Annotated in this window: 22 protein-coding genes and 1 tRNA gene; 7 read left to right on the top strand and 16 right to left on the bottom strand. The window is 72.7% G+C overall.

Going from position 1 to position 25036, the window contains the following annotated elements; all coding sequences use genetic code 11:
• The first annotated feature begins 292 nt into the window (after positions 1–292).
• Together ACSU6L_RS05060 and ACSU6L_RS05055 are read left to right on the top strand one after the other, a co-directional pair.
• Complete coding sequence (locus tag ACSU6L_RS05060) at positions 293–1816, top strand: long-chain-fatty-acid--CoA ligase (protein ID WP_437053940.1); 1524 nt, start codon at positions 293–295, stop codon at positions 1814–1816.
• A gap of 36 nt (positions 1817–1852) precedes the next feature.
• Positions 1853–2626: a sulfite exporter TauE/SafE family protein gene (locus ACSU6L_RS05055; protein WP_437053938.1), complete on the top strand. Its 774-nt coding sequence runs from the start codon at positions 1853–1855 to the stop codon at positions 2624–2626.
• Here the strand turns inward: ACSU6L_RS05055 and ACSU6L_RS05050 are convergent.
• Genes ACSU6L_RS05050 through ACSU6L_RS05040 form a run of 3 tightly spaced genes read right to left on the bottom strand, consistent with a single transcriptional unit; the run spans position 2623 to position 7115 of the window.
• Entirely contained in the window at positions 2623–4377 is a 1755-nt protein-coding gene (locus ACSU6L_RS05050) for a glycoside hydrolase family 13 protein (protein WP_437053936.1), read from the bottom strand. The genes ACSU6L_RS05055 and ACSU6L_RS05050 overlap by 4 nt on opposite strands.
• Complete coding sequence (locus ACSU6L_RS05045) at positions 4374–4922, bottom strand: ABC transporter permease subunit (RefSeq protein WP_437053934.1); 549 nt, start codon at positions 4920–4922, stop codon at positions 4374–4376. Before ACSU6L_RS05045 ends, ACSU6L_RS05050 begins: the two co-directional genes overlap by 4 nt.
• An 18-nt stretch (positions 4923–4940) precedes the next feature.
• Positions 4941–7115: an alpha-galactosidase gene (locus ACSU6L_RS05040; protein ID WP_437053932.1), complete on the bottom strand. Its 2175-nt coding sequence runs from the start codon at positions 7113–7115 to the stop codon at positions 4941–4943.
• 291 nt (positions 7116–7406) lie between these two features.
• Here ACSU6L_RS05040 and ACSU6L_RS05035 point away from each other — a divergent pair, with 291 nt between their 5' ends.
• Positions 7407–8543, top strand: coding sequence for an ROK family transcriptional regulator (locus ACSU6L_RS05035; protein ID WP_437053930.1), 1137 nt, complete (start codon positions 7407–7409; stop codon positions 8541–8543).
• Between the two features lie 40 nt (positions 8544–8583).
• On the opposite strand, the gene ACSU6L_RS05030 is transcribed toward ACSU6L_RS05035, so the two are convergent.
• Entirely contained in the window at positions 8584–9408 is an 825-nt protein-coding gene (locus tag ACSU6L_RS05030) for an HAD-IIA family hydrolase (protein WP_437053928.1), read from the bottom strand.
• 40 nt (positions 9409–9448) lie between these two features.
• Entirely contained in the window at positions 9449–9889 is a 441-nt protein-coding gene (locus ACSU6L_RS05025) for a MarR family winged helix-turn-helix transcriptional regulator (protein ID WP_437053926.1), read from the bottom strand.
• 63 nt (positions 9890–9952) lie between these two features.
• Between ACSU6L_RS05025 and ACSU6L_RS05020 the strand changes: the two genes are divergently transcribed.
• Positions 9953–10402 (top strand): PaaI family thioesterase, encoded by a 450-nt coding sequence (locus tag ACSU6L_RS05020; protein ID WP_437053924.1) that lies wholly within the window; start codon positions 9953–9955, stop codon positions 10400–10402.
• Here the strand turns inward: ACSU6L_RS05020 and ACSU6L_RS05015 are convergent.
• The 7 genes from ACSU6L_RS05015 to ACSU6L_RS04985 all read right to left on the bottom strand — a co-directional run bounded on the left by ACSU6L_RS05015 (position 10399) and on the right by ACSU6L_RS04985 (position 17829).
• Positions 10399–10884 carry a DUF6174 domain-containing protein gene (locus tag ACSU6L_RS05015; RefSeq protein WP_437053922.1) on the bottom strand — a complete coding sequence of 162 codons (486 nt, stop codon included), beginning with the start codon at positions 10882–10884 and terminating at the stop codon, positions 10399–10401. The genes ACSU6L_RS05020 and ACSU6L_RS05015 overlap by 4 nt on opposite strands.
• Before the next feature lie 86 nt (positions 10885–10970).
• Positions 10971–11849, bottom strand: a complete 879-nt coding sequence (locus tag ACSU6L_RS05010) for a hypothetical protein (RefSeq protein WP_437053920.1) — start codon at positions 11847–11849, stop codon at positions 10971–10973.
• Positions 11850–11965: 116 nt separating this feature from the next.
• The gene (locus ACSU6L_RS05005) at positions 11966–12580 is read right to left on the bottom strand and encodes a hypothetical protein (protein ID WP_437053918.1); all 615 of its coding nucleotides are present in this window, start codon (positions 12578–12580) and stop codon (positions 11966–11968) included.
• Positions 12577–14088, bottom strand: a complete 1512-nt coding sequence (locus ACSU6L_RS05000) for an ATP-binding protein (protein WP_437064771.1) — start codon at positions 14086–14088, stop codon at positions 12577–12579. The genes ACSU6L_RS05005 and ACSU6L_RS05000 overlap by 4 nt, the downstream gene beginning before the upstream one ends.
• Positions 14089–14264: 176 nt before the next feature.
• Positions 14265–14888, bottom strand: coding sequence for a winged helix-turn-helix domain-containing protein (locus ACSU6L_RS04995; RefSeq protein ID WP_437064769.1), 624 nt, complete (start codon positions 14886–14888; stop codon positions 14265–14267).
• Entirely contained in the window at positions 14789–16522 is a 1734-nt protein-coding gene (gene murJ, locus ACSU6L_RS04990) for a murein biosynthesis integral membrane protein MurJ (protein WP_437064767.1), read from the bottom strand. The genes ACSU6L_RS04995 and murJ overlap by 100 nt, the downstream gene beginning before the upstream one ends.
• 110 nt (positions 16523–16632) lie before the next feature.
• On the bottom strand, positions 16633–17829 hold the full coding sequence (locus tag ACSU6L_RS04985; protein ID WP_437053916.1) for a lipid II:glycine glycyltransferase FemX: 1197 nt from the start codon (positions 17827–17829) through the stop codon (positions 16633–16635).
• A gap of 259 nt (positions 17830–18088) precedes the next feature.
• On the opposite strand from ACSU6L_RS04985, the gene ACSU6L_RS04980 reads away from it, so the two are divergent.
• Entirely contained in the window at positions 18089–19285 is a 1197-nt protein-coding gene (locus ACSU6L_RS04980; RefSeq protein ID WP_437064765.1) for an Ig-like domain-containing protein, read from the top strand.
• A 45-nt stretch (positions 19286–19330) separates the two neighbouring features.
• Here the strand turns inward: ACSU6L_RS04980 and cobF are convergent, their stop codons facing one another.
• Positions 19331–20104, bottom strand: coding sequence for a precorrin-6A synthase (deacetylating) (gene cobF, locus ACSU6L_RS04975; RefSeq protein WP_437053914.1), 774 nt, complete (start codon positions 20102–20104; stop codon positions 19331–19333).
• Between the two features lie 49 nt (positions 20105–20153).
• The gene (locus ACSU6L_RS04970) at positions 20154–20732 is read right to left on the bottom strand and encodes a DUF309 domain-containing protein (protein WP_437053912.1); all 579 of its coding nucleotides are present in this window, start codon (positions 20730–20732) and stop codon (positions 20154–20156) included.
• Between the two features lie 98 nt (positions 20733–20830).
• Here ACSU6L_RS04970 and ACSU6L_RS04965 point away from each other — a divergent pair.
• Positions 20831–20904, top strand: a tRNA-Pro gene (locus ACSU6L_RS04965).
• Between the two features lie 163 nt (positions 20905–21067).
• On the opposite strand, the gene ACSU6L_RS04960 is transcribed toward ACSU6L_RS04965, so the two are convergent.
• Positions 21068–22219: an IS701 family transposase gene (locus ACSU6L_RS04960; RefSeq protein ID WP_437053910.1), complete on the bottom strand. Its 1152-nt coding sequence runs from the start codon at positions 22217–22219 to the stop codon at positions 21068–21070.
• A gap of 343 nt (positions 22220–22562) precedes the next feature.
• On the opposite strand from ACSU6L_RS04960, the gene ACSU6L_RS04955 reads away from it, so the two are divergent.
• Entirely contained in the window at positions 22563–23444 is an 882-nt protein-coding gene (locus tag ACSU6L_RS04955) for a ScbA/BarX family gamma-butyrolactone biosynthesis protein (RefSeq protein ID WP_437053908.1), read from the top strand.
• Positions 23445–23481: 37 nt separating this feature from the next.
• On the opposite strand, the gene ACSU6L_RS04950 is transcribed toward ACSU6L_RS04955, so the two are convergent.
• Positions 23482–24867: an MFS transporter gene (locus ACSU6L_RS04950; RefSeq protein ID WP_437064764.1), complete on the bottom strand. Its 1386-nt coding sequence runs from the start codon at positions 24865–24867 to the stop codon at positions 23482–23484.
• Between the last annotated feature and the right edge of the window lie 169 nt (positions 24868–25036).

Genomic DNA, 25036 nt, shown 5'->3' with positions numbered 1-25036 from the left:
TGGTGCCGTGCATCGCAAGGCGGAGGAGGGAGCCGATGCGATGGGGGTCCCCCCTGCTCGAGCGGAGCCGAGAGCTTGGGGGAATCGGGGACCGACGACAACGCGGCGAGGCGCGGTGCCAGGCGCCGCGAGCCCGGCATGATCGCCGGACACCCCCTAGCCGCCAACAGCCCGTCCGGCGTGTGAGGACGAGGCCCGTCCAGGGCCGAAGCGGGAGCCCGGGGGCGGCAGCCCCCGGGAGTGCCCGCCGCCTCGACGCGGAGCCGCAGCAAGGAAACGGAGCAGCAATCCCATGGCAACCCTGTCCGTGGCGAGCATCCTCGCCGAGAACGCGCGGCGCCGGCCCGGCAAGACCGCCCTCGTCGAAGGCGACCTGCGCCTCACCTTCGCCGAGGTGTGGCGGCGGGCCCTCGCCCGGGCCGGCGCCCTCACCGGGCTCGGCGTACGCCCCGGGGACCGCGTCGCCCTGATGGCGCCCAACGTGGCCGAGTTCCCGACGGCGTACTACGCGATCGCGGCGGCCGGCGGTGTGGTCGTCCCCGTCCACCTGCTGCTGTCGGCGGCCGAGGCCGAGCACGTGCTGAAGGACAGCGGCGCGACCCTGCTGCTGTGCCACCCGGGGCAGGCCGGGACCGGTGCCGCCGCGGCACGCGCCGCCGGGGTGCCGATCGTCACGCTGGGCGCCGAGTTCGACAGGCTGGCGGCGGACGCCGAGCCGCTGCCGTCGTACGTCACCCGCGAAGCCGACGACCCCGCCGTGATCTTCTACACCAGTGGCACCACCGGCGTCCCCAAGGGCGCCGTGCTCAGCCACCTCAACCTGGTGATGAACGCGACCGTCAACGCCTTCGACGCCAACGACATCCGCCCCGACGACATCGCGCTCGGCGCGCTGCCGCTGTTCCACGCCTTCGGCCAGACGGTCTCCCTCAACTCCGTGTGGCGCGCCGGGGCCACCCTCGTGCTGCTGCCCCGCTTCGACGCGGCGAGCGCCATCGAGCTGATGGTGCGGGAGAAGGTCGACACCTTCCACGGGGTGCCCACGATGTACGTCTCCCTCATCGCCGCGGCCGCCGAGGCGACGGCCCTGCCCGAGCTGCGGGTGTGCGTCTCCGGTGGCGCCTCGCTGCCGGTTGCCGTGCTGGAACGGTTCGAGAAGGCGTTCGGGGCGCCGGTCTACGAGGGGTACGGACTGTCGGAGACCTCGCCGACGGCGACCGTGAACCAGCCCGTCTTCGGCACCAGGGCGGGCACCATCGGGCACCCCCTGTGGGGCGTGGACGTCGAGATCGCCCGCGCCGAGGCCGAGGACCGGATCGAGCTGCTGCCGGCCGGCGAACTCGGCGAGGTGGTCATCCGCGGCCACAACGTCTTCTCCGGGTACCTCGGCCGTCCCGAGGCCACCGCCGAGGCACTCGTCGACGGCTGGTTCCGCACCGGCGACCTCGGCACCAAGGACGCGGACGGCTTCCTGCGGATCGTCGACCGCAAGAAGGACGTCATCATCCGCGGCGGCTACAACGTCTACCCGCGCGAGGTCGAGGAGGTCCTGACACGTCACCCCGGTGTCGCCCAGGTCGCCGTCATCGGCCTGCCGGACGAACTGCACGGCGAGGAGGTGTGCGCCGTGGTCGTCCCGGCCCCGGGCACCGCCCCCGACGCCACCGGGATCACCGACTGGTCCAAGGAACATCTGGGGCGCCACAAGTACCCGAGGCGCGTGGAGTTCACGGACGCGCTGCCGCTGGGGCCCAGCATGAAGGTGCTCAAGCGGGAGCTGCGGGCGCGGTACGCGGAGCGGTCCGACCCTGCCTGACCCGGCCGGTTGCGTGCGCATAGCATCGGTGTCCGCATGGACACGATGACTCTCTGGCACATCACCGGCTGGGAGTTCGCCGCGCTCGCCCTCGCGGCGATGCTCGTCGGCTTCTCCAAGACCGCCGTGAGCGGTGCCAACACGATCAGCCTCGCCGTCTTCGCGGCGGTACTGCCCGCCCGCGCCTCCACGGGGGTGCTGCTGCCCCTGCTCATCGCCGGGGACGTACTCGCCGTCCTCACCTACCGCAGGCACGCGCACTGGCCGACGCTGTGGCGGCTGTTCCCGGCGGTCGCCGTCGGAGTGGTCATCGGCACGGTGTTCCTGATGTGGGCCGACGACGGGATCGTCCGTACCTCCATCGGTGTGATCCTGCTGCTGATGGCCGCGCTGACGGTGTGGCGACGCCGTACGGCCGAGCGGGCGGAGGAACCCGACGGCGTCACCACCCGCGCGGGCCGGGCCAAGGCCCGCTCCTACGGCGTGCTCGGCGGCTTCACCACCATGGTCGCCAACGCGGGCGGCCCGGTGATGGCGATGTACCTGCTGTCGGCGGGCTTCCGGAAGCTGGGCTTCCTCGGCACGTCGGCGTTCTTCTTCCTGATCGTCAACGTGTCCAAGGTGCCCTTCAGCGTCGGCCTCGGCCTGATCGACGGCCCCTCGCTGCTGCTGGACGCGGCACTCGTGCTCTTCGTCGTACCGGGGGCCTTTCTCGGCAGGTGGGCCGTGAACAGGATCAACCAGCGACTGTTCGAGCAACTGGTGATCGCCGCGACCGTGCTGGGGGCGCTGCAACTCCTGCTGCGCTAGCTCGGCTCATGGCCGCCGCCGTGACCATGGTCGCGTCCTCGCCGGCCGGGCACTCTGCGGTGTACGCGGGCCTCCCAGGGCGCCAGCGTCAGCGTCGCCTCCAGCGGTGTGGTGCCCTGGACGTTGCCGATGACCAGGTCGGCGTGCTCCCAGCCTGCGGGGAGGCGGACGTCGGCGGGTTCGCCGGTGAAGTTGCCGAGGACGAGAAGTTCCGTGTCCTCGTACCGGCGTGTGAAGGCGTACACGCGCTCGTCGTCCGGGAGCAGTGGTGTGAAGTCGCCGTGGACGACGACGGGTTCGGTGTGCCGCAGGGCGATCAGGCGTCGGTAGTAGTGGTACACGGACGCGGTGTCGGCGGTCGCCCGCGCGGCGTTGACATGGCGGTGGTCGGGGTGGACGGGGATCCAGGGCTCGCCGGTGGTGAAGCCGGCGTGGGGGGAGTCGTCCCACTGCATGGGGGTGCGGGCGTTGTCGCGGCTCATGGCGCGCAGCCCTTCGAGGACGCGCTCGGGGTCCTCGCCGCCCGCGACGGCGTGCGCGTAGTGGTTGAGCGATTCGATGTCACGGAAGTCGTCGATCGAGGTGAACGGGGCGTTGGTCATGCCGAGTTCCTCGCCCTGGTAGATGTACGGGGTGCCGCGGTGCAGGTGCAGGACGGTGGCCAGCATGGTGGCCGACCGCACCCGGTACCGCGGGCTGTCGTCGCCGAAGCGGGAGACGACGCGGGGCTGGTCGTGGTTGTTCCAGTAGAGGCTGTTCCAGCCGGTGTCGTTCAGTCCGGCCTGCCAGCGGCCGAGTGACGCCTTGAGGTCGCGCAGGCGCAGCGGCCGGACGTCGAACTTGCCGTCTCCGTGGTCGAGTCCGACGTGTTCGAACTGGAAGACCATGTCGACCTCCGCACGGGCGGGGTCGGTGAAGAGCTTCGCCTCCTCGACGGTCACCCCGGGCATCTCGCCGACGGTCAGGAGGCGGTCCTCGCGGCCCGCGAAGACCTCGCGGTGCATCTCCTGGAGGAACTCGTGGATGCGGGGACCGCAGTTGAAGGACGGCGATCCGTCCCCGTACAGGCGGCCCTCGGGCACATGGCCGTCCGGCAGGGCGGGGTCCTTGGAGATGAAGTTGACGACGTCCATGCGGAAGCCGTCGACGCCGCGGTCGAGCCACCAGCGCATCATGGCGTACACCGCCTGCCGGACCTCGGGGTTCTCCCAGTTCAGGTCGGGCTGCTTGCGGGAGAAGAGGTGGAGGTAGTACTCGCCGCTGTCCGGGTCGTACTCCCACGCCGGTCCGGAGAAGGCGGAGCCCCAGTTGTTCGGTTCGGCTCCGGGCGTGCCGGGCTCCATGCCGGGGCGGGCGGGCCGCCACCAGTACCAGTCGCGCTTGGGGCTGCCGGGCCCGCCGCGGGACTCGACGAACCAGGGGTGCTCGTCGGAGGTGTGGTTGACCACGAGGTCCATGACCAGTTTCATGCCGCGGTCGTGGACGGCGGCCAGGAGCTTGTCGAAGTCCTGGAGGGTGCCGAAGACCGGGTCGATGTCCTGGTAGTCGCTGATGTCGTAGCCGTTGTCGTCCTGCGGTGACGGATGGACGGGGGAGAGCCAGAGGACGTCGACGCCGAGCTCGGCGAGGTAGTCCAGGCGGCCGGTGATGCCGGGCAGGTCGCCGATGCCGTCGCCGTCGCTGTCGGCGAAGCTGCGGGGGTAGATCTGGTAGACGACGGCCGACGTCCACCAGGGGTGCGTCGCGGTCACTTGACGGAACCTCGCATCACTCCGGAGATCACCCAGCGCTGGGCGAAGACGTACACAAGGAGAACAGGTGCCAGCGCCATGAGGTAGGAGGCGAAGGCCACGGTGTAGTTGGTGTTGAACTGGCTCTGGAAGACGTACTGCACCAGGGGCAGTGTCTGCGCGCCGGGGTCGGACAGGACGACCAGCGGCAGCAGGAAGTCGTTCCACGCCCACAGGCAGGTCAGGATGCCGACGGTGGCGTTCATCGGCATGAGCAGGGGGAAGATGATCCGCCAGAAGATCGTCCAGGGAACGTCGTCCTTCACCAGCCGGGCCCGGATGGCGGTGTCCGGGTCGGGGACGTGGTGCTGCCGCACCCGGATGCCGGGGTGCTCCGCCTCGAAGCCGGCGATGAGCTTGTCGAACGTCTCGACGGCCTCGGGCTTGAACTGGAAGAAGTCCAAGGTCACCGGTTCGTCCCGGCCCTGGGACGGGGAGCCGCAGGCGCCGAGCAGCATGACGGTCAGACAGGCGGACAGCGCGGCTCTGCCTCTTGCACGGATCATGGTTCTCTCCTGGTGGCGTCAGACGCGGACGGCCTGGAAGAGAGCGAGGCGCTCCGGGTACAGGGCGGGCGCCTGGACGCCGGTGGCCGTCAGGACCCGTCCGGGCAGCTCCACGCCGTCGCCGTGCCACCAGGGGAGCCGATGGCCGGTGGGTCCCTCGGGGCGGTCTCCGGGCGCGAGCGGGGACAGGTGGTAGACCGCGTCGGGGTCGAGGCCGGGCAGCCGGACCCGTCCGGGCGGGGACTGCACGCTGGTGGCCGTCTGCACCAAGGCGTACACGGCACGGGACCGGTCGGGTGCGACGACGCCGTGCAGCCAGAGGGCCGGGTCGTGGTGGTCGGCGTGGACGACCGTGCCCGAATGCAGCAGGGGCCGCAGCCGCTTGTACGCCGCGATCCACTCGGCGAGGCCGGCCCGCTCCTCGGGGGAGGCGAGGGTGAGGTCCCATTCGATGCCGAAGTGGCCGAACAGGGCCGTCCCCGCGCGGAAGTCGAGGGTGTGGGCGCGGCCGGTGGTGTGGGCGACGGGGGAGGAGACGTGTGAGCCGAGGAGTTCGGGCGGCAGGAGGAGTCCGGTCCAGCGCTGGATCTGCTGGCGTTCCAGGGCGTCGATGCAGTCGCTGGTCCACACCCGGTCGGTGCGCTCCAGGATGCCCAGGTCGACGCGCCCGCCGCCGGACGAACAGGACTCGATCTCCAGGTGAGGGTGGCGTGCCCGGAGTTCGTCGACGAGCCGGTACACGGCGGCGGTCTGGACGTGGACCCCCGCCGTCCCGAGCGGGCTGTGCCCGGCCTCGACCAGGTCACGGTTGTGGTCCCACTTGATGTAGCCGATGCGGTACTCGGTGACGAGCGCGTCCAGGCGCTCCAGGACGTACGCGTACGCCTCCGGGTGGCCGAGATCGAGGACCTGCTGGTTGCGGGCGGCCGGCGGGACGCGTCCGCCCATGGCCATGATCCACTCGGGGTGGGCGCGGGCGAGGCCGGAGTCGGGGTTGACCATCTCCGGCTCGAACCAGAGACCGAACTGCATGCCCAGCGCGTGCACGTGGTCCACCAGCGGGTGCAGCCCCTCGGGCCAGACGTCCTTGTCGACGTACCAGTCGCCGAGCCCGGCGGTGTCGTCCCGGCGGCCCCGGAACCATCCGTCGTCCAGGACGAAGCGTTCCGCGCCCACCTCGGCGGCGGCGTCGGCGAGGGCCTTCAGCTTCTCCGCGTCGTGCCGGAAGTAGACGGCTTCCCAGGTGTTCAGGGTGACCGGCCGCGGCGACCGGGGGTGTCGCTCGCGGTCGCGCAGATAGCCGTGGAAGCGTCCGGCCAGCTCGTCGAGCCCGTACCCGTACGACCCGTAGACCCACGGGGAGGTGTACGTCTCGCCCTCGGCGAGCCGGACCTCGCCGGACAGCAGGACCTCGCCACCGCCGAGCAGGCGCACACCGGCCGGGGTCGCCTCGGCCAGCGAGCGGTGGTTGCCGCTCCAGGCGACGTGCAGCCCCCACACCTCACCGGTGCGGAAGCCGAAACCGCTCTCGCCCGCGACGTGTACGAGCGTGGCGTCGATGCCGGTGCGGCCGCGCCGGTTCTCCCGCAGATGGGTGCCGAGCGTGAACGAGTGCCGCTGCGGCGCGCGTTCACGCAGATGCCGGCCGGTGAGGTCGAGCAGTTCGGTGGCGTGGCCGGGCACGGGCAGGGTCAGCAGCAGGCCGTCGACGGTGTAGGGGCGGGTGCCCTCGTTGGTGAGGGTGGCGCGCTGCCGTACCAGTCCCGACGCGGTGACCTCGATCTCGAGGGCCAGCGCGAGTTCCGCGTGGCGGTCGACGCAGTCCACGGCCACGCGGTGCGCCACCGGCCCTTCGCCGGGGCCGGTCCGCACGGTCCGCACGGTCCGTACGGACCGGGTGGCGAAGGCGGTGGAGAAGTCCTCCCCGTCCCGGTGCCCGGTCAGCCCGGGCGTGCCGAGCCAGCCGGCGGACTGCTGGGGGAGCACGCTGACGGGCACCGGATCGTCGAGTGAGCACGACATGACCTGCGCCGCCTCGCCGCGGACCAGGCCGGCCAGCGCGTCGCCGGTGAGGTCGCCGAGATCCGCGCCCCAGTGGACGACCCGGGGGAGGAGGCCGCCGGCGCAGTCCAGGACGAGGCTCATGCCGGCGGCGCGGAAGTGGAGGAGGTCGTCGTGAGGACGCTCGGGCATAGGGGGAGTCCTTGGAGGAGAGAGGGAACGCCCGGACCCTCGCCGAGGGGCGGGGAGGCGGGCCGTTCGACTTGGACGGAACTTTCAATGCGGAAGCGTCTTCCCGTCAACCCCTCGGAAACACGCTCCTTTTTCGGGCGAAACACTGCGAGGATCGGCCTGTTGTTTTCATCTCGGAAGTAACCAGGGGGTGTGTGGGTGGCTGTGTGTGGGATGCTGAAGCCGACCTGCCGACCGTCCCGACCCGCGGAGGGCCACCCAGTGGATGCCACGTCAGCGACGTCGACCCCGATGATCGGTCCCAGCCGCGCTGTCGCCCTGGAAGTCCTGCTGCGCGGTCCCGTCTCCCGCAGTGAGATCGCTCGCCGCCTGGACATGTCGGCCGGCAGCCTCACCCGGCTCACCAAGCCGCTCGTCGACGACGGTCTGCTCGTCGAGGTGGACTCCGGTCCCGACAAGGAGTCCGGGACGGTACGCCGGACCAGGCCCCTGGACATCAATCCGGCCGCCCACCACTTCATAGGCGCCAAGGTCACCGGCGACGACGTCTACGCCGTCCTCACCACGATGCGCGCCGACGTCGTCGACGCGGCGCACAAGCCGCTCCCCGGCCGGGACCCGGCGTCCGTCGTGGCGGCGGTGAGCGAGCTGACCGGAGAACTGACCGCCCGGGGCACCCGGATCAGCGGGGTCGGAGTCGGCCTCGGCGGACGCGTCATCCACCACACCACCGTCACGGAGGCGCCGTTCCTCGGCTGGAGCCAGGACGTACCCCTCGGCGGACTGCTCGCCGACGCCCTCGGCGTGCCCGTCACCGTCGACAACGACCTGCTGGCGCTGACCCGGGCCGAGCACTGGTTCGGCACCGCCCGGGGACACGACCGCTTCGCCGTCATCACCGTCGGCGCCGGGGTCGGCTACGGCCTGGTCATGCACGACACCGTCGTCGACAGCCCGGACGCCGGAGTGGGACTGCTGGGGCACTGCCCCCTCGACCCGCTGGGCCCCCTCTGCCCCAGCGGGCACCGGGGTTGCGCCACGGCCATGCTGTCCAAGCCGTCCATCCGCGCCGCCGTGTCCGTCGGACTGTGCCGCCCGGTCACCTACGACGAGTGCCTGGACCTCGCCGCGGCCGGTGACCCGGTCGCCACCCACGTGATCACCGCGTCCGGCCGCGCCCTCGGCCGGCTCCTCGCCGCCGTGGCCAACTTCACGCTGGTGCGGAAGATCGTGCTCACGGGGGAGGGTGTACGTCTGGCCGAGGTCGCCCGCGCCGCCGTGGACGAGGGGGTACGAGCCGACCGCGCCCCGAGCACCGCCCCGCTGGACGTGCGGATCCAGCACAGCGACTTCACGTACTGGGCCCGCGGCGCGGCGGCCACCGCCATCCAGGCCCACGTCCTGGGCGACGCGCTGACGGCGGGCTGACGGCGGGCCGAGTCGGCCGGCCCGATCCGAACGGCAGGAGCTAACCGCCCGGTGCCCGCAGCCCCAGCAGCGCGGGAAGGTCCGCGAACGAGTCGACCACATGGTCGGGTTCGCCGCTCGCCGACCGGTGGGTCTCCGGCAGGTACTTCCCCGTCCGCACCAGCACCCCCGTGAGACCGGCGCGCTGTGCGGCGAGTACGTCGGACTCGATGTCGTCGCCCACCATCACCGCCTCGCCCGCCGGGGCCCCGAGCCGCCGGAGCGCCGCCTCGAAGAACGCCGCCGAGGGCTTCCCGGTCACCTCGGCCTCGGTGCGGGCGGCCTGCTCCAGCCCGGCCAGGAACGCACCCGAGTCCAGCCGCAGCCCGTCCTCGGTACGCCAGTACAGGTTGCGGTGCATCGCCACCAGCCGCGCCCCGCGCTGCAGATACCCGAAGGCCCGGTCCAGGGCCGCGTACTCGAACTCGGGCCCGGCCCCGCCGACGAGCACGACGTCGACGGCGTCGTCCCCGGCTTCCGCACCGCCGCCTCCGCCACCCTCGCCGACCAGGCGCACACCCGCCAGATCCGCCTCGATCTCCCCGCTGTTCAGCAGGAAGCAGCGCGCGTGCGGATACCGCTCGGCGAGGTGGGCTGCGGTGATGGCCGGTGCGGTGAGGACGTCGTCGGCGGTCACCGGGAACCCCGCGTCCGCCAGTGTCCCGGCGATCGACGCGCGCGTGCGGGACGTCGTGTTCGTCACCAGCGCGAAGGGCAGTCCCGCGGCCCTGATCGCCCGCAGCGCGTCGACCGCGCCCGGCAGCGGCTGCCAGGAGACGGTCAGAACGCCGTCGATGTCGATGAGCACGGCACGCACCGGGTCCATGACAGGACGATAACCGCGCCGCCGCCGCCGTGGGCAGCCGTCAGCCCTCCCAGTGGGCGAGCCGGTGCAGCGCGGCGGCCGTGCGGGTGAACCCCTGCTCGCCGAGCAGGGCGCGCAGCTCCCCGTTGAAACGGTCGATCTCGGGCCGGGCGGCGTCCAGCGCGGCCACGCCGTCCTCGGTCAGCTCCAGCACGACGGCACGATGCTCACGCGGATGCGCGCGCTTCGCGAGCAGCCCCGCCTTGCCGAGCCGGGCGACCAGCCCGGTCACCGCGGACTCGCGCAGCCCGAGCACCCGGGCGAGCCGCTGCTGGGTGAGGCCCGGCTCGTCGTGCACGGCGAACAGCGCGCCGAGCTGGGCCGTGGTGACCCCGGCGGCGGCCAGACAGCGGCGGTCCGCGGCGGTGCGCAACCGGTGTGCCGCCTGTTGCAGCAGGAAGAACAGACGCGGGTCGGAGGACGGTTCGGCGGGCTGGGTCATGGGTGGGATCTTGACAGACGAGGAGCACGCGCGGGAGGCTCACTTCACTAGTGAAGTGAAACCGTGAGGTGGGAAGTGAACGGCAACGGCAACGACGGCCTGGAGCTCGCGACCGCCCGGCAGGTGCTCGCCGCCCAGCCCTTCAGCAAGCTCCTCGGCGCCCGCCTGACGGCCTTCGGCGACGGAGCGGCCACCCTCGAACTCGACATCCGCGAGGACCTGCGGCAGCAGTACGGCTTCCTGCACGGCGGCGTCCTCGGCTACGCCGCCGACAACGCCCTCACCTTCGCCGCCGGCGCCGCCGTCGGCTCCGGGCTCATCACCTCCGGCTACACCATCGACTATCTGCGCCCGGCGGTCGGCACACTGCTGCGTGCCGAGGCCCGCGTCGTCCGTGCCGGCCGCACCCGTGTCGTGTGCCGCTGCGACCTGACCACCGTGGACGAGACGGGCGCCGAGACCCTGTGCGCGGTCGCCCAGGGCACGATCGCGGTCACGACGGGCTCCGCCTAGTCGGGCCCGGGACCGGGCTCGTACCCGGTGACGACGTAGTCCGCCTCGTCGTCCAGGGCGTTCTCGTCCCAGTCCAGCGAGATGCGCACGGGATGACCGTCGGCGGCGTACTTCGCCTCCGCCGTGTCCGCCTCGTCGCGCCGCGCCCGCGCCAGTTCCTCCAGCAGCTCGCCGAGCGTGGGCACTTCACCGGGCAGCTGCTCCACCACCCGTCGCCCGCTCTCGTCGAGCCCCCTCGCGTCGGTCACCTCGCCGTCCCGTACGGTCACCCGGAAGGTGCCCAGCAGGGACCGCTCCCCTTCGCTCGACGTCAACGTGTAGGAGTACGCGGCGGGTTCCTTCCAATCGGTGCCCCGCTCCTCGGCGGCGGTCGCCCGAGGCGTGGGGGTGTCGTCCCCGCAGGCGGCGGTCGTCGCCAGCAGGCCCCCGGTCAGCAGAATCGCGGCGGTCACGGAGCGGGCGGTGCGGCGGACAGCGGTCATGGCGGATCCCTTCGACGGACACGAGCGGCCGGCGGCGCCCACGGCGGCGACCGCGACGGCGGTACCACTGCGACGCCGCTGGACCGTCAACCGTTCGATACGCCCGGCCCGATGCCGTCCAGGTGCCGGTACGCGGGGTTGGGTATCTCCTCGATCTCCCGCAGCGGCGCCTCCTGTGCCCGGCTCTCCTCGCAGCTCTCGCAGGTCAGCAGCGAGTGGCCGGGACCCCACTCGGGGGCCGCGAGCCGCATGGCGCCTCCGCAGTGGGCACAGGGAGCGTAGGGACCTGGTGCCGGGTCGTACCGGGGGACGCGCAGCAGGCGGGGCTCGGTGAACACGGCGGGCAGCTCCTGTGCGAGCAGGGCGTCCGTCGGCAGGCGGAGGCCGAAGTGCTCCGCCACGATCCGGAACAGCCGCGGCTCCTTGCCGACTTCGTCGTCCTCGTGCTCGGCCTCGTCGCCGCTCGTCGACCAGTCGGGCTCCCCGTTCTCCGGCACCGCCACGCGCGCCGCGACCAGCCGCGCGTCGAGCTGTTCCGTGTGACCGGACCGGTAGGTGTAGGTGACGCCCTCGTGGTACTGCCACACAGTGGTGCCGTCGACCGCGTAGGTGAGCTGGGGCGGGTCCATCGTCGTGTCCAGGATCGACACCGAGCGGGTGCCCTCGGGCATGCGTGGCGCCTGCTCCCCGAGGCGGTCGCCGCGAGTCCAGGCCGACGGCGGCTCCAGGGCGAACGCCCAGCCGCCGCACTCGCCGAACGTGGCGACGTCCGGCGGGGTGTCCTGCCAGGGCACCTTCTCGTGCAGCAGCCCGTGCGTCTCCGCCGTGGTGCGCGGGGCGGCGGCCTCCTCGGGCGAGGCGCCCAGCAGCACGACCAGGTCCCGCGCCGACATGCCCTGCGCGAACGTCAGGTAGTACCCCTCCACCGCGCCGTGCTTCTCGATCCACTCCAACCCGTCACCCATGGCCGGACCCCCCTCGTCCACCGCTGCCGTCGCGTTCACCGAGCCGTTGGATCAAGTGAAGCACCCCGCACTGACAACGCCTGTGCCGCGCACGGCGTGGCAGGGCCCGGCCGCTCCTACCAGGCGGCTCCGTCCGGTTCCGGGGCGACGGACAGGGGCGCGGCGGTCGTGGCAGTGTCGAGGCCGCAGGTGCCGGACGCCCTCGCCTGGTCCCGGCCCGTCATCCGTACCGTGGCCCGGCCGTCGCGGTCCCTGCTGTAGGCGGCCGTGCAGATCAATTGGCGCAGCGCGGTCGTGTCCAGTTCGGCCAGGTCCAGGGGAACGACCATCAGGACGTCGCCGTTCTCGGGGAACTTGACGTGGACCGCGCCGGAGGCGACCCGGGGGAGCGAGGTGGCGAGCCCGGCGGCCTCGTCGGTCCGCGCCGGTCCGCTGAGCAGCGCGGAGATCACCTTCTCCGTCGGGGCCGGCTGAGCCTGGCCGGTGCCCTCCTGGTAGTCGGCCCCGAACACGCCCGCGGGCTCGAACGTCCGGATCACGGGGCTCACCTGGCCGTCGGGGGAGCGGAAGAAGAGCAGCGCGTCGTACCCGGGATCGACGAAGGCCTGCACGGTGGCGGGGCCGCCCGCCTCGACGACGTCGGTCTCCCGGATGCCGCAGCCGCCGAGCAGCAGGACCGCCGCCGGCACCGCGGCGGCGACCGCCCGGCGGAGCCCGCGCTCCCGCCTCATCCGCCGTCCTCCTCCGTGCGCAGCGGTATCTCGACGGTGAAGACGGCCCCGCCGCCCGGCAGGTTCCCCGCGCGGATCGTCCCGCCGTGCAGCCTGACGTTCTCCAGGGTGATCGCCAGCCCCAGGCCGCTGCCCGCCGAGCGGGTACGCGCCGCGTCGGCCTTGTAGAAGCGGTCGAAGATGTGCGGCAGCACCTCGGGCCGGATCCCGGGGCCGCTGTCGGCGACCTCGGTGACCAGCACCGGCACACCGTTGGAGCGCGCCTCACCGCGCAGCCGTACGGTCACGGGCGCGCCGCCGTGCCGCAGCGCGTTGCCGACGAGGTTGGCGACGACGAGGTCGAAGCGGCGCGGGTCGAGCCGGACGCGGATGCCGTCGGGCAGTTGGGTGCGGACCCGGCCGTCGCCCGTCCAGTGCCGGTTCTCCAGGGTCTTGCGGATGGCCTCGGCGGCGTCGACCTCGTCGGTGTGCAGTTCGGCCGCGCGCGCGTCGAAGCGGGAGATCTCCATCAGGTCCTCGACGAGCACGGCGAGCTTCCCGGTCTCGGCGCTGATCAGCCGGACCGCCCGGGCGGTGTCGGGGTCCAGCCGGCCCGCGTCCTCGTCGAGGACCTCGGTGACGGCCAGCATTCCGGCGAGCGGGGTGCGCAGTTCGTGCGAGACGTCGGAGGCGAAGCGGCGGGCGCGCGCCTCGGCCCGGCGCAGTTCCCGCACCGAGTGCTGGAGTTTGGCCGCGGACTCGTTGAACGTGTGGGCGAGCTCGGCCAGTTCGTCGCCGCCCCGCACCTGGATACGGGTGTCGAGCCTGCCGCTGCCCATGCTCTGGGCGGCCTCGCGCAGTTCCCGCACCGGGCGCAGCACGCTGCGCGCGGCGAGCAGGCCGGGCAGCAGGGCGATGGCGAGGCCGGGCAGGGCGCCGTCGCGGGCGGCGGTGAGCAACGCGTCCGTGTTGACCTGCTCGTCGGTCATCCGCATGACGGCGTAGAGGATCAGCCGGGTCGGCAGGACGCCCTCCGGACCCGTCCGGAAGACCGTGGGCATGGCGATGGTCAGGTAGGGGACGCCGTCCTTGACAACCCGTTCGAAGCTGCCGTGCGGATCGGCCCGGGCGGCGCGCCGCAGCTCCGTCGTGATGACGGTGGAGACGGGGCTCGTGCCCGAGGACGCGCGGATCGAACCGTACTCGGCGAAGACCACCCACGGGTGCGGCTTGCCCTTGCGGGCGATGTCGCGCAGGACCTCCTCCAGTCCCTCGGCCCGCACGGGCAGCACGAATCCGGTCTGCTGGACCTGGTCGCGGAACGACGACACCGCGGTGTCCTGCGCGGTCTGCAGCAGGGCGTTGCGCGCCTCGCGGTAGGTCAGCGCGGCGGTGGTGCCGGCGCTGACGGCGGCGACCAGCAGGAACGCCAGCACCAGCCGCGTGCGCAGCCCGAAGGCCGCCGCCCGCCGCGCCGACCGCCGGCGGTTCGCGGCCCGGCGCCGCCGCCGGGCGGCGGGCCGCGGCACCCCGTCGGGTTCCGGCGCGTGCTCGTCGCGAGCCGGGTCGTCGCCGGCCCCGCCGGCCTCGTCGGCGGGGCCGGTCAGGTCGCCGTACGCCCCGGCCGCAGGCGTCGCGTCGAGGCCGGGCCCGCCACCGTCCCCGTCCCCGACGCGGCGCACCCGGCCGAAGTCGATGCCCTCGGTCACAGCGGCCCGAAGCGGTAGCCGAAGCCGCGCAGGGTCTGGACGTAGCGGGGAGTGCCGGACTCGTCCTCGATCTTGTTGCGGAGACGGCGGACGCAGGCGTCGACCAGGCGCGCGTCGGCGTGGTAGCTGTGCTCCCAGACGTGCTCCAGCAGCTGCTGGCGGCTGAACACCTGCTCGGGGGCGGCGGACAGATGGAGCAGCAGCTTCAGCTCCGAGGGGGCGAGCGCCAGGCGCCTGCCGCCCTTGGTGACGGTCAGTCCGGCCCGGTCGATGGTGAGGTCGCCGTGCACCTCCGTGGCCGGCCGTCCCGGGCCGGTGTCCTCGATGCGGCGCAGCACGGCGCGGATGCGGGCCTCGATCACCTCGGGGCGCGCGGGCTTTACGATGTAGTCGTCGGCACCGGCCTCCAGGCCCACGATCACGTCGAAGTCGTCACCGCGCGCGGTGAGCATGATGATCGGCAGCTGGCTCTCCTCGCGGACGCGCCGGCAGACCTGGACGCCGTTCAGCCCCGGCAGCATCAGGTCCAGCAGCAGCAGATCCGGGCGGAACTCGCCCAGCGCGGCGAGTCCGGCCTCGCCGGTCGCGGCCGCCCGAACGTCATGGCCGCGGCGGCGCAGACCGAGTTCGACCCCTTCGCGCACGGCGGGGTCGTCCTCGATGAGGAGTACGCGGGGCATCGACAGTCTCCTTGGGGATGGTCAGCGCCGGGCCGTCCGCCGGCGCAGGCGGAGATCAGCGCGTCGAGTTCGGTGAGCCGCAGCGGGCGGGCGAGCAGCGCGAAGACGAGCACCACGACGGCGGCTCCGGCGGCCGTCGCGGCCAGGGCCCCCGCCCGCTCGGAGCCGGCGGCCGCCAGGTGGCCCAGCACGGTGGCGGGCACGGCGGCGAGCAGCAGCCGGGCGTGCGCCGCGACGGCGGAGGACCGCCAGGGCCGGGCGACGGCCAGCCGGCGGCCCAGCACCCGGCCCGTGACCACCCAGCCCGCGCACAGCGCCAGCGAGTACGCCGCCGCCATCCCCGTCACGGCCCAGCGGGCCGGCAGCAGCTGCGAGGCGGCCACGGACAGACCCGCGTTGAGGACGACGATCACCAGGTTCAGCAGGAAGGGCGTACGGGTGTCGGACAGCGCGTAGAAGGTGCGGGACAGCACGTACTGGCCCGACATGGCGACGAGCCCGGGCGCGAAGGCCATCAGGATCCCGGCCATGGCGGCCGTGTCGTCGGCGCCGGTCCTGCCGTGACCGAAGACGAGGGCCATCACCGGCTGGGCGAGCGCGAACAGCACGCAGGCGGCGGGGACCACGGCGGCGGCCGAGGTACGCAGGGCGTGCGACACGTCGCGTCGCACGGCCCCCATGTCCGCGTCGGCGGCCGACGCGCTCATCCGGGGCAGCAGCGCGGTCACCAGAGAGACCGTGATGATGCCGTGCGGGACGACCCACAGGACGTAGGCGTTGTTGTACGCGCTGAATCCGGGACCGCCGTCCAGGCCCGCGGTGGTGGCCAGCCGCGTCGTCACCCAGTAGGCGGCCTGGTTGGCCAGGACCAGCAGCACCAGCCAGCCGGCCGACCGCAGCGGGCGGGTCAGCCCGCTGCCCCGCCAGTCGAAGCGGGGCCGCCAGCGGAACCGGGCCGCGCGCAGGGCGGGGACGAGCGCCAGCGCCTGCACGGCGATACCGGCGGTCGTGCCCCAGCCGAGCACGGCGGTCTCGGTGGCGGTGAGCGTGTCCCCGCCGCCCATGGCCGGCGCCAGGTACAGGCCGAAGACGGTCATGACGACGACGTTGTTGAGGACCGGCGCCCACATCATCGCGCCGAACCGGCCGCGGGCGTTGAGCACTTGCCCGAGCAGCGTGAACACGCCGAGGAAGAAGATCTGGGGCAGGCAGTAGCGGGCGAACGCGGTCGTCATGGCTGCCTGCGCGCCGCTGTAGTCGGTGTACGCGTCGACGATCGCGGGCGCCGCCCACACCGCGGCGGCGGTGATCGCCAGCAGCGCGACGACGCAGACCGTGACGAGCCGGTCGGTGTAGGCGGCGCCACCGTCGTCGTGTTCCTTGGCGGCCTTGACCAGTTCGGGCACGAAGACGGCGTTCAGCGCGCCGCCGAGGAGCAGCATGTAGACGATCGTGGGCAGCGAGTTGCCGACCGCGTAGCCATCGGCGGTCGGCCCGATGGTGCCGAGCGCCGCGGCGACCACGGCGGACCGGGCGAAACCGGTGCCCCGGGACACCAGCGAGCCGGCCGCCATGACGGCACTGCTGCGCGCCGCGGACACCGGCTTCGTGCCCTCGCCGGCGACGGAACTCACGCCCGCCGCACCGGCGGCACCCCGCTCCGCACCCGTCTGCGTGGCCGGCCTCACCGGCGGTTCAGATACGCCTGGAAGGCGCGGTAGAGCGTCTGGTTGGCCGTGCCGCTCAACGGTCTCTCCCATTCCCCCAACGTCTCGACGACCTGCCCGCCGGTGCCGAGCTTCCAGCGCAGCAGTCCGTACGCACGTTCGTCAGGATCGAGAGTGGAGGGTACCCCGCGCATGTCGTAGACGTCAGCGCCGAGGGCGTGGGCGTCCAGCAGCATGCGCCACTGCAGCGCGTTGGAGGGCCGGACCTCGCGGCGGTGGTCGGCCGAGGCGCCGGTCTGGTACCAGACCCTGCGGCCCACCGTGATCATCGTGTGGGCGGCGAGGATCTCCCCGCCGTGACGGGCGAGATAGAGCTTCATCCGGCCCGGCTCCTCCGCGTTGAGCGCCGCGTACTGACGCTCGTAGTAGGCGAGCGAACGGCCGAGCCGGAAACCGTCGCGCTCCTCCGTGACGCGCAGCAGCCGGTAGAACTCGGGCAGTTCCGCCGCGCTGCCCACCAAGACCTCCACGCCCTCCTTCCGGGCGCGCCGCACGTTGCGCCGCCACTCCTGGTTCAGCCCGGACCACAGGTCCTCGGCGCCACGCCCGGCGAGCGGCACCCGGAAGACGTGGCGCGGCTGGGCGTCCCCGTCGTCCCCGGCCCCGTCACCGCCGCAGCGGCGCCAGCCGCGGGCCCGCAGCCGTTCGGCGACGGCGGTGCCGAGCGGGTCGACCTCGCTGGCGAGGACGTCACGCAGGTGTCTGCCCGGGCCGGTGAGCGACTTCAGCAGGGCGGCGTCCCAGCTCCGGTACGCGGGCGAGGGGCCGATGCGCACGGCGAAGGCACCCGAGCGGCGCAGATGCTCCAGCAGCGGGGCGAGCCAGCCGTCGAGGTCCGGGTCCGCCCAGTCGGCGACGGGACCTTCGGGAAGGTAGGCGAAGAACTTGCGGGTGCCGGGGAACTGCCGCAGCAGCACCAGGGCGACCCCGGTCAGCTCACCGGCCTCCGGATCCGGCCCCCAGCCGAGCAGCTGGGCGCGCCAGCCCTCCTTGACGTCGGCCCAGGACGGGCACTGCAGGAAACCGGCGCCGAGCGCCGCGCCGCGGGGGGAGGCGAGGAAGGCGCGGTAGGTCTCGGCGGTGACGGGTCCGAGCCTGAGGTCCCGGTTCCGTTCCTCGTGCTGGCGGCCGGGCGGTACGAGCAGCGCTGACACGGTCTGTGAGCCTCTCCTTCTCCCCGGCTGTCGCGGGGACGCAGAGGATGCTCACAGCCGCCCGTGACCGTCCCGCGCGGCGAATGTGACCGGACGATGACCGTTCCCCACCAGTCGCCGTCACATTGCCCGGACGCCGCTGACCAGGACTTATCCGGCTCTAGAGTCACGACATCTTCCGCCTTGTCCGTCACCCACGGAGGTCCCGTTGTCCCGCACACCCATACGCGCCCGCGCCCTGGCCGGAACCGCCCACGCCCTGGCTCGAACCGCCCGCGCCCACGTCCTTGTCCGCACCGCCGTCGCCGCGGCCCTGCTGGCGCCGCTCGCCGCCTGTTCCGCGGACTCCGCTCCCGCCGCGCCGGACGCGGGCAAGGGCGGGAGGGACGGTGACCGTCCCGTCGCCGTCACGGTCACCCCGACGGGACGGCAGGCCGCGGCCGGTGAGCGGGTGAAGGTCACCGCGGCGGGCGGCCGTCTCACCTCGGTGACCGTCACCGACGCCGAGGGCCGGCGGCTCGCCGGTGAGGTCGCCCGCGACGGCCGGACGTGGATCTCGGACCGCAAGGCCGTGCCCGGCACGGCGTACGAGGTGACGGCGGCGACCCGGACGCGGGGCGGCACCGCCGGCACCACCCGGGCCTCCTTCATCACCTCCCCGGCGGACAAGGTCAACAAGGTCGACTGGCGACCGGGCACCGGCACCACCGTCGGGATCGCCCAGCCGATCTCCCTGGTCTTCGACAACCCCGTCGAGAACCGGGCCGAGGTCGAGAGGCAGCTGAAGGTCACCACCTCCGACGGCACCGAGGGGTCCTGGGGCTGGATACGCGACTGGTCGGGCCGGGACCGGGTGGACTGGCGGCCCGAGACGTACTGGAAGCCCGGGACCGAGGTCACCCTGAACGCCGAACTGAACGGCACCGACTCGGGCACCGGCGGCTGGTTCGTGCGCGACTACACGAGCACCTTCACCATCGGCGCGCGGCAGGTCGTCGAGGTCGACCTCGACAGCCACCGGCTCACCCTCGTCCGCGACGGCAGGACGGTCCGGCGCATCCCCGTCTCCGGCGGCACGCCCGGAGGCGACAAGCGCTCCTGGCGCGGTACCGCCGTGCTGATGGCCAAGGAGGGCACCGTCAACATGAACTCCGAGACCGTCGGTCTCGGCGACGCCTACGACAAGATGGTCGACTACTCGATGCGGCTGACCTGGTCGGGGATGTACGCGCACGCCGCCCCCTGGAACGCCCGCCACTTCGGCAACGCCAACCGCAGTTCGGGCTGCATCGGGATGAGCGACGCGGACGCGGCCTGGTTCTACGACCAGGTGCGGCCCGGCGACCCGTTCGAGATCACCGGAAAGGACACCAAGGGGGTCGTCGAGCCGGGGAACGGCTTCGGCGCGTGGAACCTGTCATGGGCCGAGTGGCAGCGGCGGAGCGCCCTGCGCTGACCGCGGCGGCGCCCGCCGCCCCTCGCCCCTTCGCGGACGTGGTGCCTAGCCCTGTCCCGGGTTGCGACGCAAAAGGTAGGTGTCCATGATCCAGCCCTTGCGCTCCCGGGCCTCGGCCCGCAGCCTCTCGATGCGCGGCGCGGCCTCGGCGATCGGGCCGGACACGGTGATCTCGTCCGGGGTGCCGAGGTAGGCGCCCCAGTAGATGTGGATGTCCTGGTCGGCGTACTCGCGGAAGGTCTGATGGGCGTCGAGCATCACGACGACGTCGTCGACGCCCTCGGGGAAGCCCTCGGAGAGCCGCCGCCCGGTGGTGATCTGCACGGCACCGGCCACCCGGTTCAGCCCCGTGCGATGCCGCGCGACCAGCGAGGAGACGCTGCTGATGCCGGGCACCACGTCGTACTCGAAGGCCACGGCGCCCCGGTCCAGCACCTCCTCCAGGATGCCCAGCGTGCTGTCGTACAGCGACGGATCGCCCCACACCAGGAACGCGCCGGTCTGGTCCTCGCCCAGCTCCTCGAGGATCAGCCGCTCGTAGATGTCGGCGCGGGCGCCGCGCCAGTCGCCGACGGCCGGCGAGTAGGCCGCGCCGTCCGCGCGCCGGTCCCGCTCCGGGTCACGGGCCTCCACGATCCGGTAGGTGCCCTCCGGTACGTGCGTCTTCAGCATGTCCCGGCGCAGCCCCGTGAGATCGGACTTCACCTCGCCCTTTTCGAGCAGGAAGAACACATCCGTGCCGCGCAGCGCCCGGACCGCCTGGAGGGTGAGCTGGTCGGGGTCGCCCGCGCCGATACCGATGACATGAATCTTTCGCACGCCCCGAGTCTGCCGTACGGCACCGGCGGCGCCGCCACCGCCCGTGCCCTCACGCCCCGTACAGCCGGGGCGCGCGTGTCCGCGCGTCCACCACCGCGGCCCCTCCGACCCCGTCGGAGCCGTCCGCCCCGGCCTCCACCACGCCCGCCAGCTCCCGCGCCCACGCCACCACGCCGGTCAGATCCATCCCGTACGCGTCCGGCCGCCCGGACGACTCCGCCCACGCCTCCACCGCGCCCGCCCCGCGCCGCAGCAGCCGCGCCCCGCCGGTGACGTTGCCGCGGGCCGCGTGGGTGAGCCCCACGGCGAGCTGGGCGAGGCCCCGCCACAGCGTGCGCTCCTCGTCGGGCCCCGACTTCCAGGCGTCCTCGAACACCTCGTGCGCGTGGAACGGCTTCCCCGCGTCCAGCAGCGCCTGCGCCTCCGCCACGGTCTCCTCGGGCGTCCGTACGACCCCCTCCGGCTGCCGCTCCACGCCCGGTGCCCCGTACGGCAGCGGCCGCCCGAGCCCGTCCCGCGGCCGCGCGTTCCGCGCCCGCCCCTCCGCGTCCCGGTCCCGCGCCACGGCCGCCGCGCCTTCCGCGTCCCGGCCCTCCGAGGTGCTGCTTCCGCGTCCCTTTCCACCCATACGACGATTGTGCCGCCCGGTGCCCCCTTCGGCGCCGCCGGGCCCGTGGGGTAAAGTTCTGTCCGCGCGATCACGCGGGTCACCGCGAGAGGACGCACCGGGACGTGGCGCAGCTTGGTAGCGCACTTGACTGGGGGTCAAGGGGTCGCAGGTTCAAATCCTGTCGTCCCGACTTTTCGAAGTCGCAGGCCGAGGGGCCGTTTCAGGGCATCTGAAACGGCCCCTCGGCCGTTTTCGCCGTTCCCGCGTCGCACGAGGTCTCAGGAATCAGGAAGCCGAATACATCCCACGCTGTTGCGTGCATCCCGTGATCGAGATAAGGCGGCGTGATCATATTACCGAACGGTAGTCCTGTTCGTCTCCGTGGCCTCGCAGGCCGCCACCAGATGGGCGACGGACGCCAGTGTGATGTGCCGGTGCCAGCCGGGGAAGGAGCGGCCCGCGAAGTCGCGCAGGCCGACGCCGTCCGAGATGGCCGCGCAGTCGCGGGTGACGACGCCGGGCAGGTGGGTGAGCCGGAGCGCGGCGGTGACGGCGGAGGGGTCGAGGTTGGTCAGCCACAGGCGCCGGCCGGCGCGGCGGTCGGGGCGCCGCTCGTCGAGGAGTGTCATCGGCTCCCGCCGCGGCGGCGGCGCCACCACGGGGATCATCACGCCCGTGGTCCGGCCGTCAGCGGGGTTCGCCGGGTGCCGCACGTACGGCAGCGACTCGGCCAGTTCGCCGGCGGCGCGCAGCAGATCGCCGTACATGGGCAGCCTCGACCGGTCGATGCGCACCGGTGTCACCGGGCTCACCCGCACCACGAACGGCAGTCCCGTCGTCGTCAGGAAGCGGGCGATGGCCATGCCGTTCACCTCCGGGATGTCCACGACCACCGGCAGCCGCCGCATCCCGGCGACGTTCAGCAACCCGTGGACGGCCTGCTGCACGCACTCCTCGACGGTGCCGTACGCGGCGTTCTCGGGAACGCTGGCCCGCCGCCGGAGGGGGTCGGCCGTCCAGCGGGCGGACAGCCGCAGCTGCCAGTCGACCGGTACGGCCGACCGCTGCGACGCGAGCCAGGTGCCCACCGCCTGCTGGCCGTTGACGGTGCCCATCGAGGTGGGCTGCGGATCGGTGCCGACGGAGTGCGGCCCGGTCTTCGGGATCAGCGTGGAGCCGATCACCCATGCCTCCGGGGCCAGGACGCGCTGCGCGTGCCGGGCCGCGGCGTGCCGGATCGGCATCCACTCCCAGGGCGAGGTGCTGATGAAGTGGTGCACGCTCTGCTGTGCCGACGCCCCGTCGAACTGCGCCGCGATGCTCTGCAGCGTCTTGCGGCCGGGCACCGACAGCAGCCCGCGGACGTAGCGCTCGGCCTTCACCCGCTGCCCGTTGAGGTGCAGGGAACCGAAGAGTCTGCGGCAGGCGGCCGCGTCCAGGGCCGTCGGCATCGTCGCCGCCGGCCGTCGGACCGTCGTGACCGAGTGTTCCCGCACGTTGCGCATCGTCGTCCCCCCGTGACCGCAAAAAAGGACTCTCGTCCTGTTTTTTTATACGAGGGTACGCCGTACACAACCGTATGTTTTCGGCCAATGATGGTTCGGAGGGGCGCTCTCTCGGTGCCGGGGAGGTGGCGGGAAGTGGAACTGGCTTAGTCCACAGGCGAGTCGGGTCCATCGGGAGGGCTGTTGATGGTGGTGGCCTCGCGCACGCTCTCGGACGGGCGGGAAGCGCTCTCTGGTGGAACGCGCTGTGCGCACACGCTGTTTCGCACGTATTTTTGGCCAAAACCGAACGGAGGGCCGGTACTTTAAACGGCACTGGGGCCTCTCCGACTCAGGGGGAACGTTGTACGACATCACTCTCGACCGGCGTCCGACCGCTCAGGTCGGTCTCGGCGCATACGCCCATCTCAAGCGGCAGGAGCACCTGCTCGTCACCGGCTGGAAGCGCCTGGGCGCGCACGACTTCACCCTGGGTGTCAGATGGCCCGCCGTGCGGGGGGACCTGCCGTACGACCCCCGCGTCCTCGCGCAGACGATCCGGCAGACCGGACTGGTCGTGGCGCACGGCGCGTACGACGTCCCGTTGACGCACCAGACCATGCTGAGCACCCTCGACTTCACGATCAGCCCCGGGCTGCGCATACCCCGCGGGCGGACGTCGGAGCTGGACGTGCGGGTCACCGTGTCCGAGGGCGGGGGCAGAAGGCGTACCACGCGCGCGCTGCACATGACCTTCCAGGTGCTCATGGACGGGGCCGTGGTGGCCCGTGCCGAGAGCGAGTTCGGCTGGATTCCGGAGCGGGTGTACACGAGGGTGCGCGGTGACCGGCGCCATGTCGACTGGGCGGCCTGGCCGTTGCCTGCCCCTGTCGACGCGGCGTCGGTCGGCCGGGTCTCCGCCGTGGACGTGATGCTGGGCGCCGGGGACCGCCCGCACCGCTGGCTGCTGCGCAACGACCCGGACAACCACTTGCTCTTCGACCACCCCGTCGACCATGTGCCGGGCCTGGCCCTGCTGGAGGCCGCCGACCAGGCGGCGCGCGCCCTGCGCGGCCCGGCGCCGTTCACGCCGGGCCGTGTCGAGGCGGTCTACTGGCGCTACGTCGAGTTCGACCAGCCCTGCTGGATCGCGGCCGAGCCGCTGCCCGAGCCCGGCGCCGTCCGCGTCACCGGCACGCAGGAGGGGGAACCGGTCTTCCGCGTCGACTTCCGCGCGGGGGAGTGAGGACCGTCCGCGGAGCCGACCTCGCGCGGGCTGTCCGTCAGCGCGAGGCCGGCTCTTCCTTCGGCACCCAGCGCAGGGCGAGAACGCCCAGGGCGAGGCAGAGCAGGCTCGCCACCCCGATCGCGGCGTGCAGGCCGTCGACGAAGGCGTCCTCGGCCCGCGCGACGGTGGCCGCCGTCAGGCCCGGCTCGGCGAGGGTCTCGTCCAGGGTGCCCGCCACGTCGGGCCCGGTAAGCCGGAACACCGCGGCGGCGAGCGAGCCGAGCAGTGAGATGCCCAGCGCGTTGCCCAGTTCGTTGCTGGTCTCGGCGATCGACGCGGCCGATCCGGCGCGCTCGGCCGGCACCGCGGCCACGGCGGTCTCCGCGACCAGGCTGAAGGAGAAGCCGTAGCCGACACCGGTGACGAGCGAGGAGGCGATGAACGCTGCCACGCCGTGCTCGGTGGTCGTCATCAGCAGCAGGAGCAGGCCGCCTCCCATGAAGAAGTGCGAGGCGATCAGCGCCGCCCGCTTGCCGATCCGCTCGACCACGCCGCTCGCCCCGACGCACGCGGCGGTGAGCACGGCAGCGCCCGGCAGCACCAGCAGAGCCGCCGTCAGGACACTGTGACCGAGGACGGACTGGAGGTAGACGCCGGTGAGGTAGCCGGCCGCCGCCCAGGCGACGAGTGACAGCACGCCGGTGAGGATCGCGACGGTGAAGACGCGGTCCTTGAACAGCCGCAGATCGAGCAGCGGGTGCTCCAGGGTGAGCTGGCGGCGGACGAACCACACCAGGAGCGCGACGCCCAGCGCCCCGGTGATCGCCTCCGTGGCGGAAAAGGCCTCCGCGGCGGCCGACTTGACCGCGTGGACGGCCAGCAGGATGCCGACGGCGGACAGGACGACGCTGAGCGCGTCGATCCGGCCGGGGTCGGTGGTGCGCACCTCGCGCAGCAGCGCCGGGGCGAAGGCGACGAAGAGCACCACGACCGGGACGTTGATGAGGAACACCGATCCCCAGTCGAACCGGCTGAGCAGCAGGCCGCCGAGGACCGGTCCGACCGCGAATCCGGCGGCGAAGGCCGCGGCGAAGACGCCGATGGCCCGGGAGCGTTGCCTCGGGTCGGGGAAGAGGCCGCCGATGATCGCCAGGCCGGCGGGCAGCAGGGTCGCGCCGCCGAGGCCCATCAGGGCGCGGCAGGCGATGAGCGTCTCCGGGTTCGGCGAGAACGCGGCGCCCGTCGAGCCGATGCCGAAGACGACGGCGCCGGTCAGCAGGAACCTGAGCCTGCCGTACCGGTCGCCGAGGCTGCCGAAGGCGATGAGCAGGGACGAGACCACGAAGCCGTAGATGTCCAGGATCCACAGGGCCTGGTCGGTGGTCGGCGTGATCGCGGACGTGATGCCCGGCATCGCGAGATAGAGCACGGAGCCGTCCATCGCGACGAGGGCGACCGGGCCGAGCACGACGAGCAGACCCAGCCAGGCTCGTCGGTCGGCACGTTCCGCGACTAAGTCGGAGGAAGTCACGGGGCAACCTTTCGGGAGAAGGCGCGAGTCGGTTCGGGAAACGCGGGAAACGCCGCATACGGCGTACGCGGAATGCGGG

The sequence above is a fragment of the Streptomyces sp. enrichment culture genome (assembly GCF_964272855.1).
In the GTDB taxonomy this organism is placed as follows: domain Bacteria; phylum Actinomycetota; class Actinomycetes; order Streptomycetales; family Streptomycetaceae; genus Streptomyces.
This window is presented reverse-complemented; position numbering and strand designations above follow the sequence as displayed.

Excerpts from the sequence above, each read along its gene's own strand:
- ACSU6L_RS05035 (WP_437053930.1), top strand. The coding sequence starts at position 7,407 with ATGATCGGTCCCAGCCGCGCTGTCGCCCTGGAAGTCCTGCTGCGCGGT.
- ACSU6L_RS05060 (WP_437053940.1), top strand. The coding sequence starts at position 293 with ATGGCAACCCTGTCCGTGGCGAGCATCCTCGCCGAGAACGCGCGGCGC.
- ACSU6L_RS05030 (WP_437053928.1), bottom strand. The coding sequence starts at position 9,408 with ATGGACCCGGTGCGTGCCGTGCTCATCGACATCGACGGCGTTCTGACC.
- ACSU6L_RS05010 (WP_437053920.1), bottom strand. The coding sequence starts at position 11,849 with ATGGGTGACGGGTTGGAGTGGATCGAGAAGCACGGCGCGGTGGAGGGG.
- murJ (WP_437064767.1), bottom strand. The coding sequence starts at position 16,522 with ATGGCGGCCGGCTCGCTGGTGTCCCGGGGCACCGGTTTCGCCCGGTCC.
- ACSU6L_RS05025 (WP_437053926.1), bottom strand. The coding sequence starts at position 9,889 with ATGACCCAGCCCGCCGAACCGTCCTCCGACCCGCGTCTGTTCTTCCTG.
- ACSU6L_RS05005 (WP_437053918.1), bottom strand. The coding sequence starts at position 12,580 with ATGAGGCGGGAGCGCGGGCTCCGCCGGGCGGTCGCCGCCGCGGTGCCG.
- ACSU6L_RS05045 (WP_437053934.1), bottom strand. The coding sequence starts at position 4,922 with ATGATCCGTGCAAGAGGCAGAGCCGCGCTGTCCGCCTGTCTGACCGTC.
- ACSU6L_RS05015 (WP_437053922.1), bottom strand. The coding sequence starts at position 10,884 with ATGACCGCTGTCCGCCGCACCGCCCGCTCCGTGACCGCCGCGATTCTG.
- ACSU6L_RS05040 (WP_437053932.1), bottom strand. The coding sequence starts at position 7,115 with ATGCCCGAGCGTCCTCACGACGACCTCCTCCACTTCCGCGCCGCCGGC.
- ACSU6L_RS05055 (WP_437053938.1), top strand. The coding sequence starts at position 1,853 with ATGGACACGATGACTCTCTGGCACATCACCGGCTGGGAGTTCGCCGCG.
- ACSU6L_RS04960 (WP_437053910.1), bottom strand. The coding sequence starts at position 22,219 with ATGCGCAACGTGCGGGAACACTCGGTCACGACGGTCCGACGGCCGGCG.
- ACSU6L_RS04970 (WP_437053912.1), bottom strand. The coding sequence starts at position 20,732 with ATGGGTGGAAAGGGACGCGGAAGCAGCACCTCGGAGGGCCGGGACGCG.
- ACSU6L_RS04950 (WP_437064764.1), bottom strand. The coding sequence starts at position 24,867 with ATGGACGGCTCCGTGCTCTATCTCGCGATGCCGGGCATCACGTCCGCG.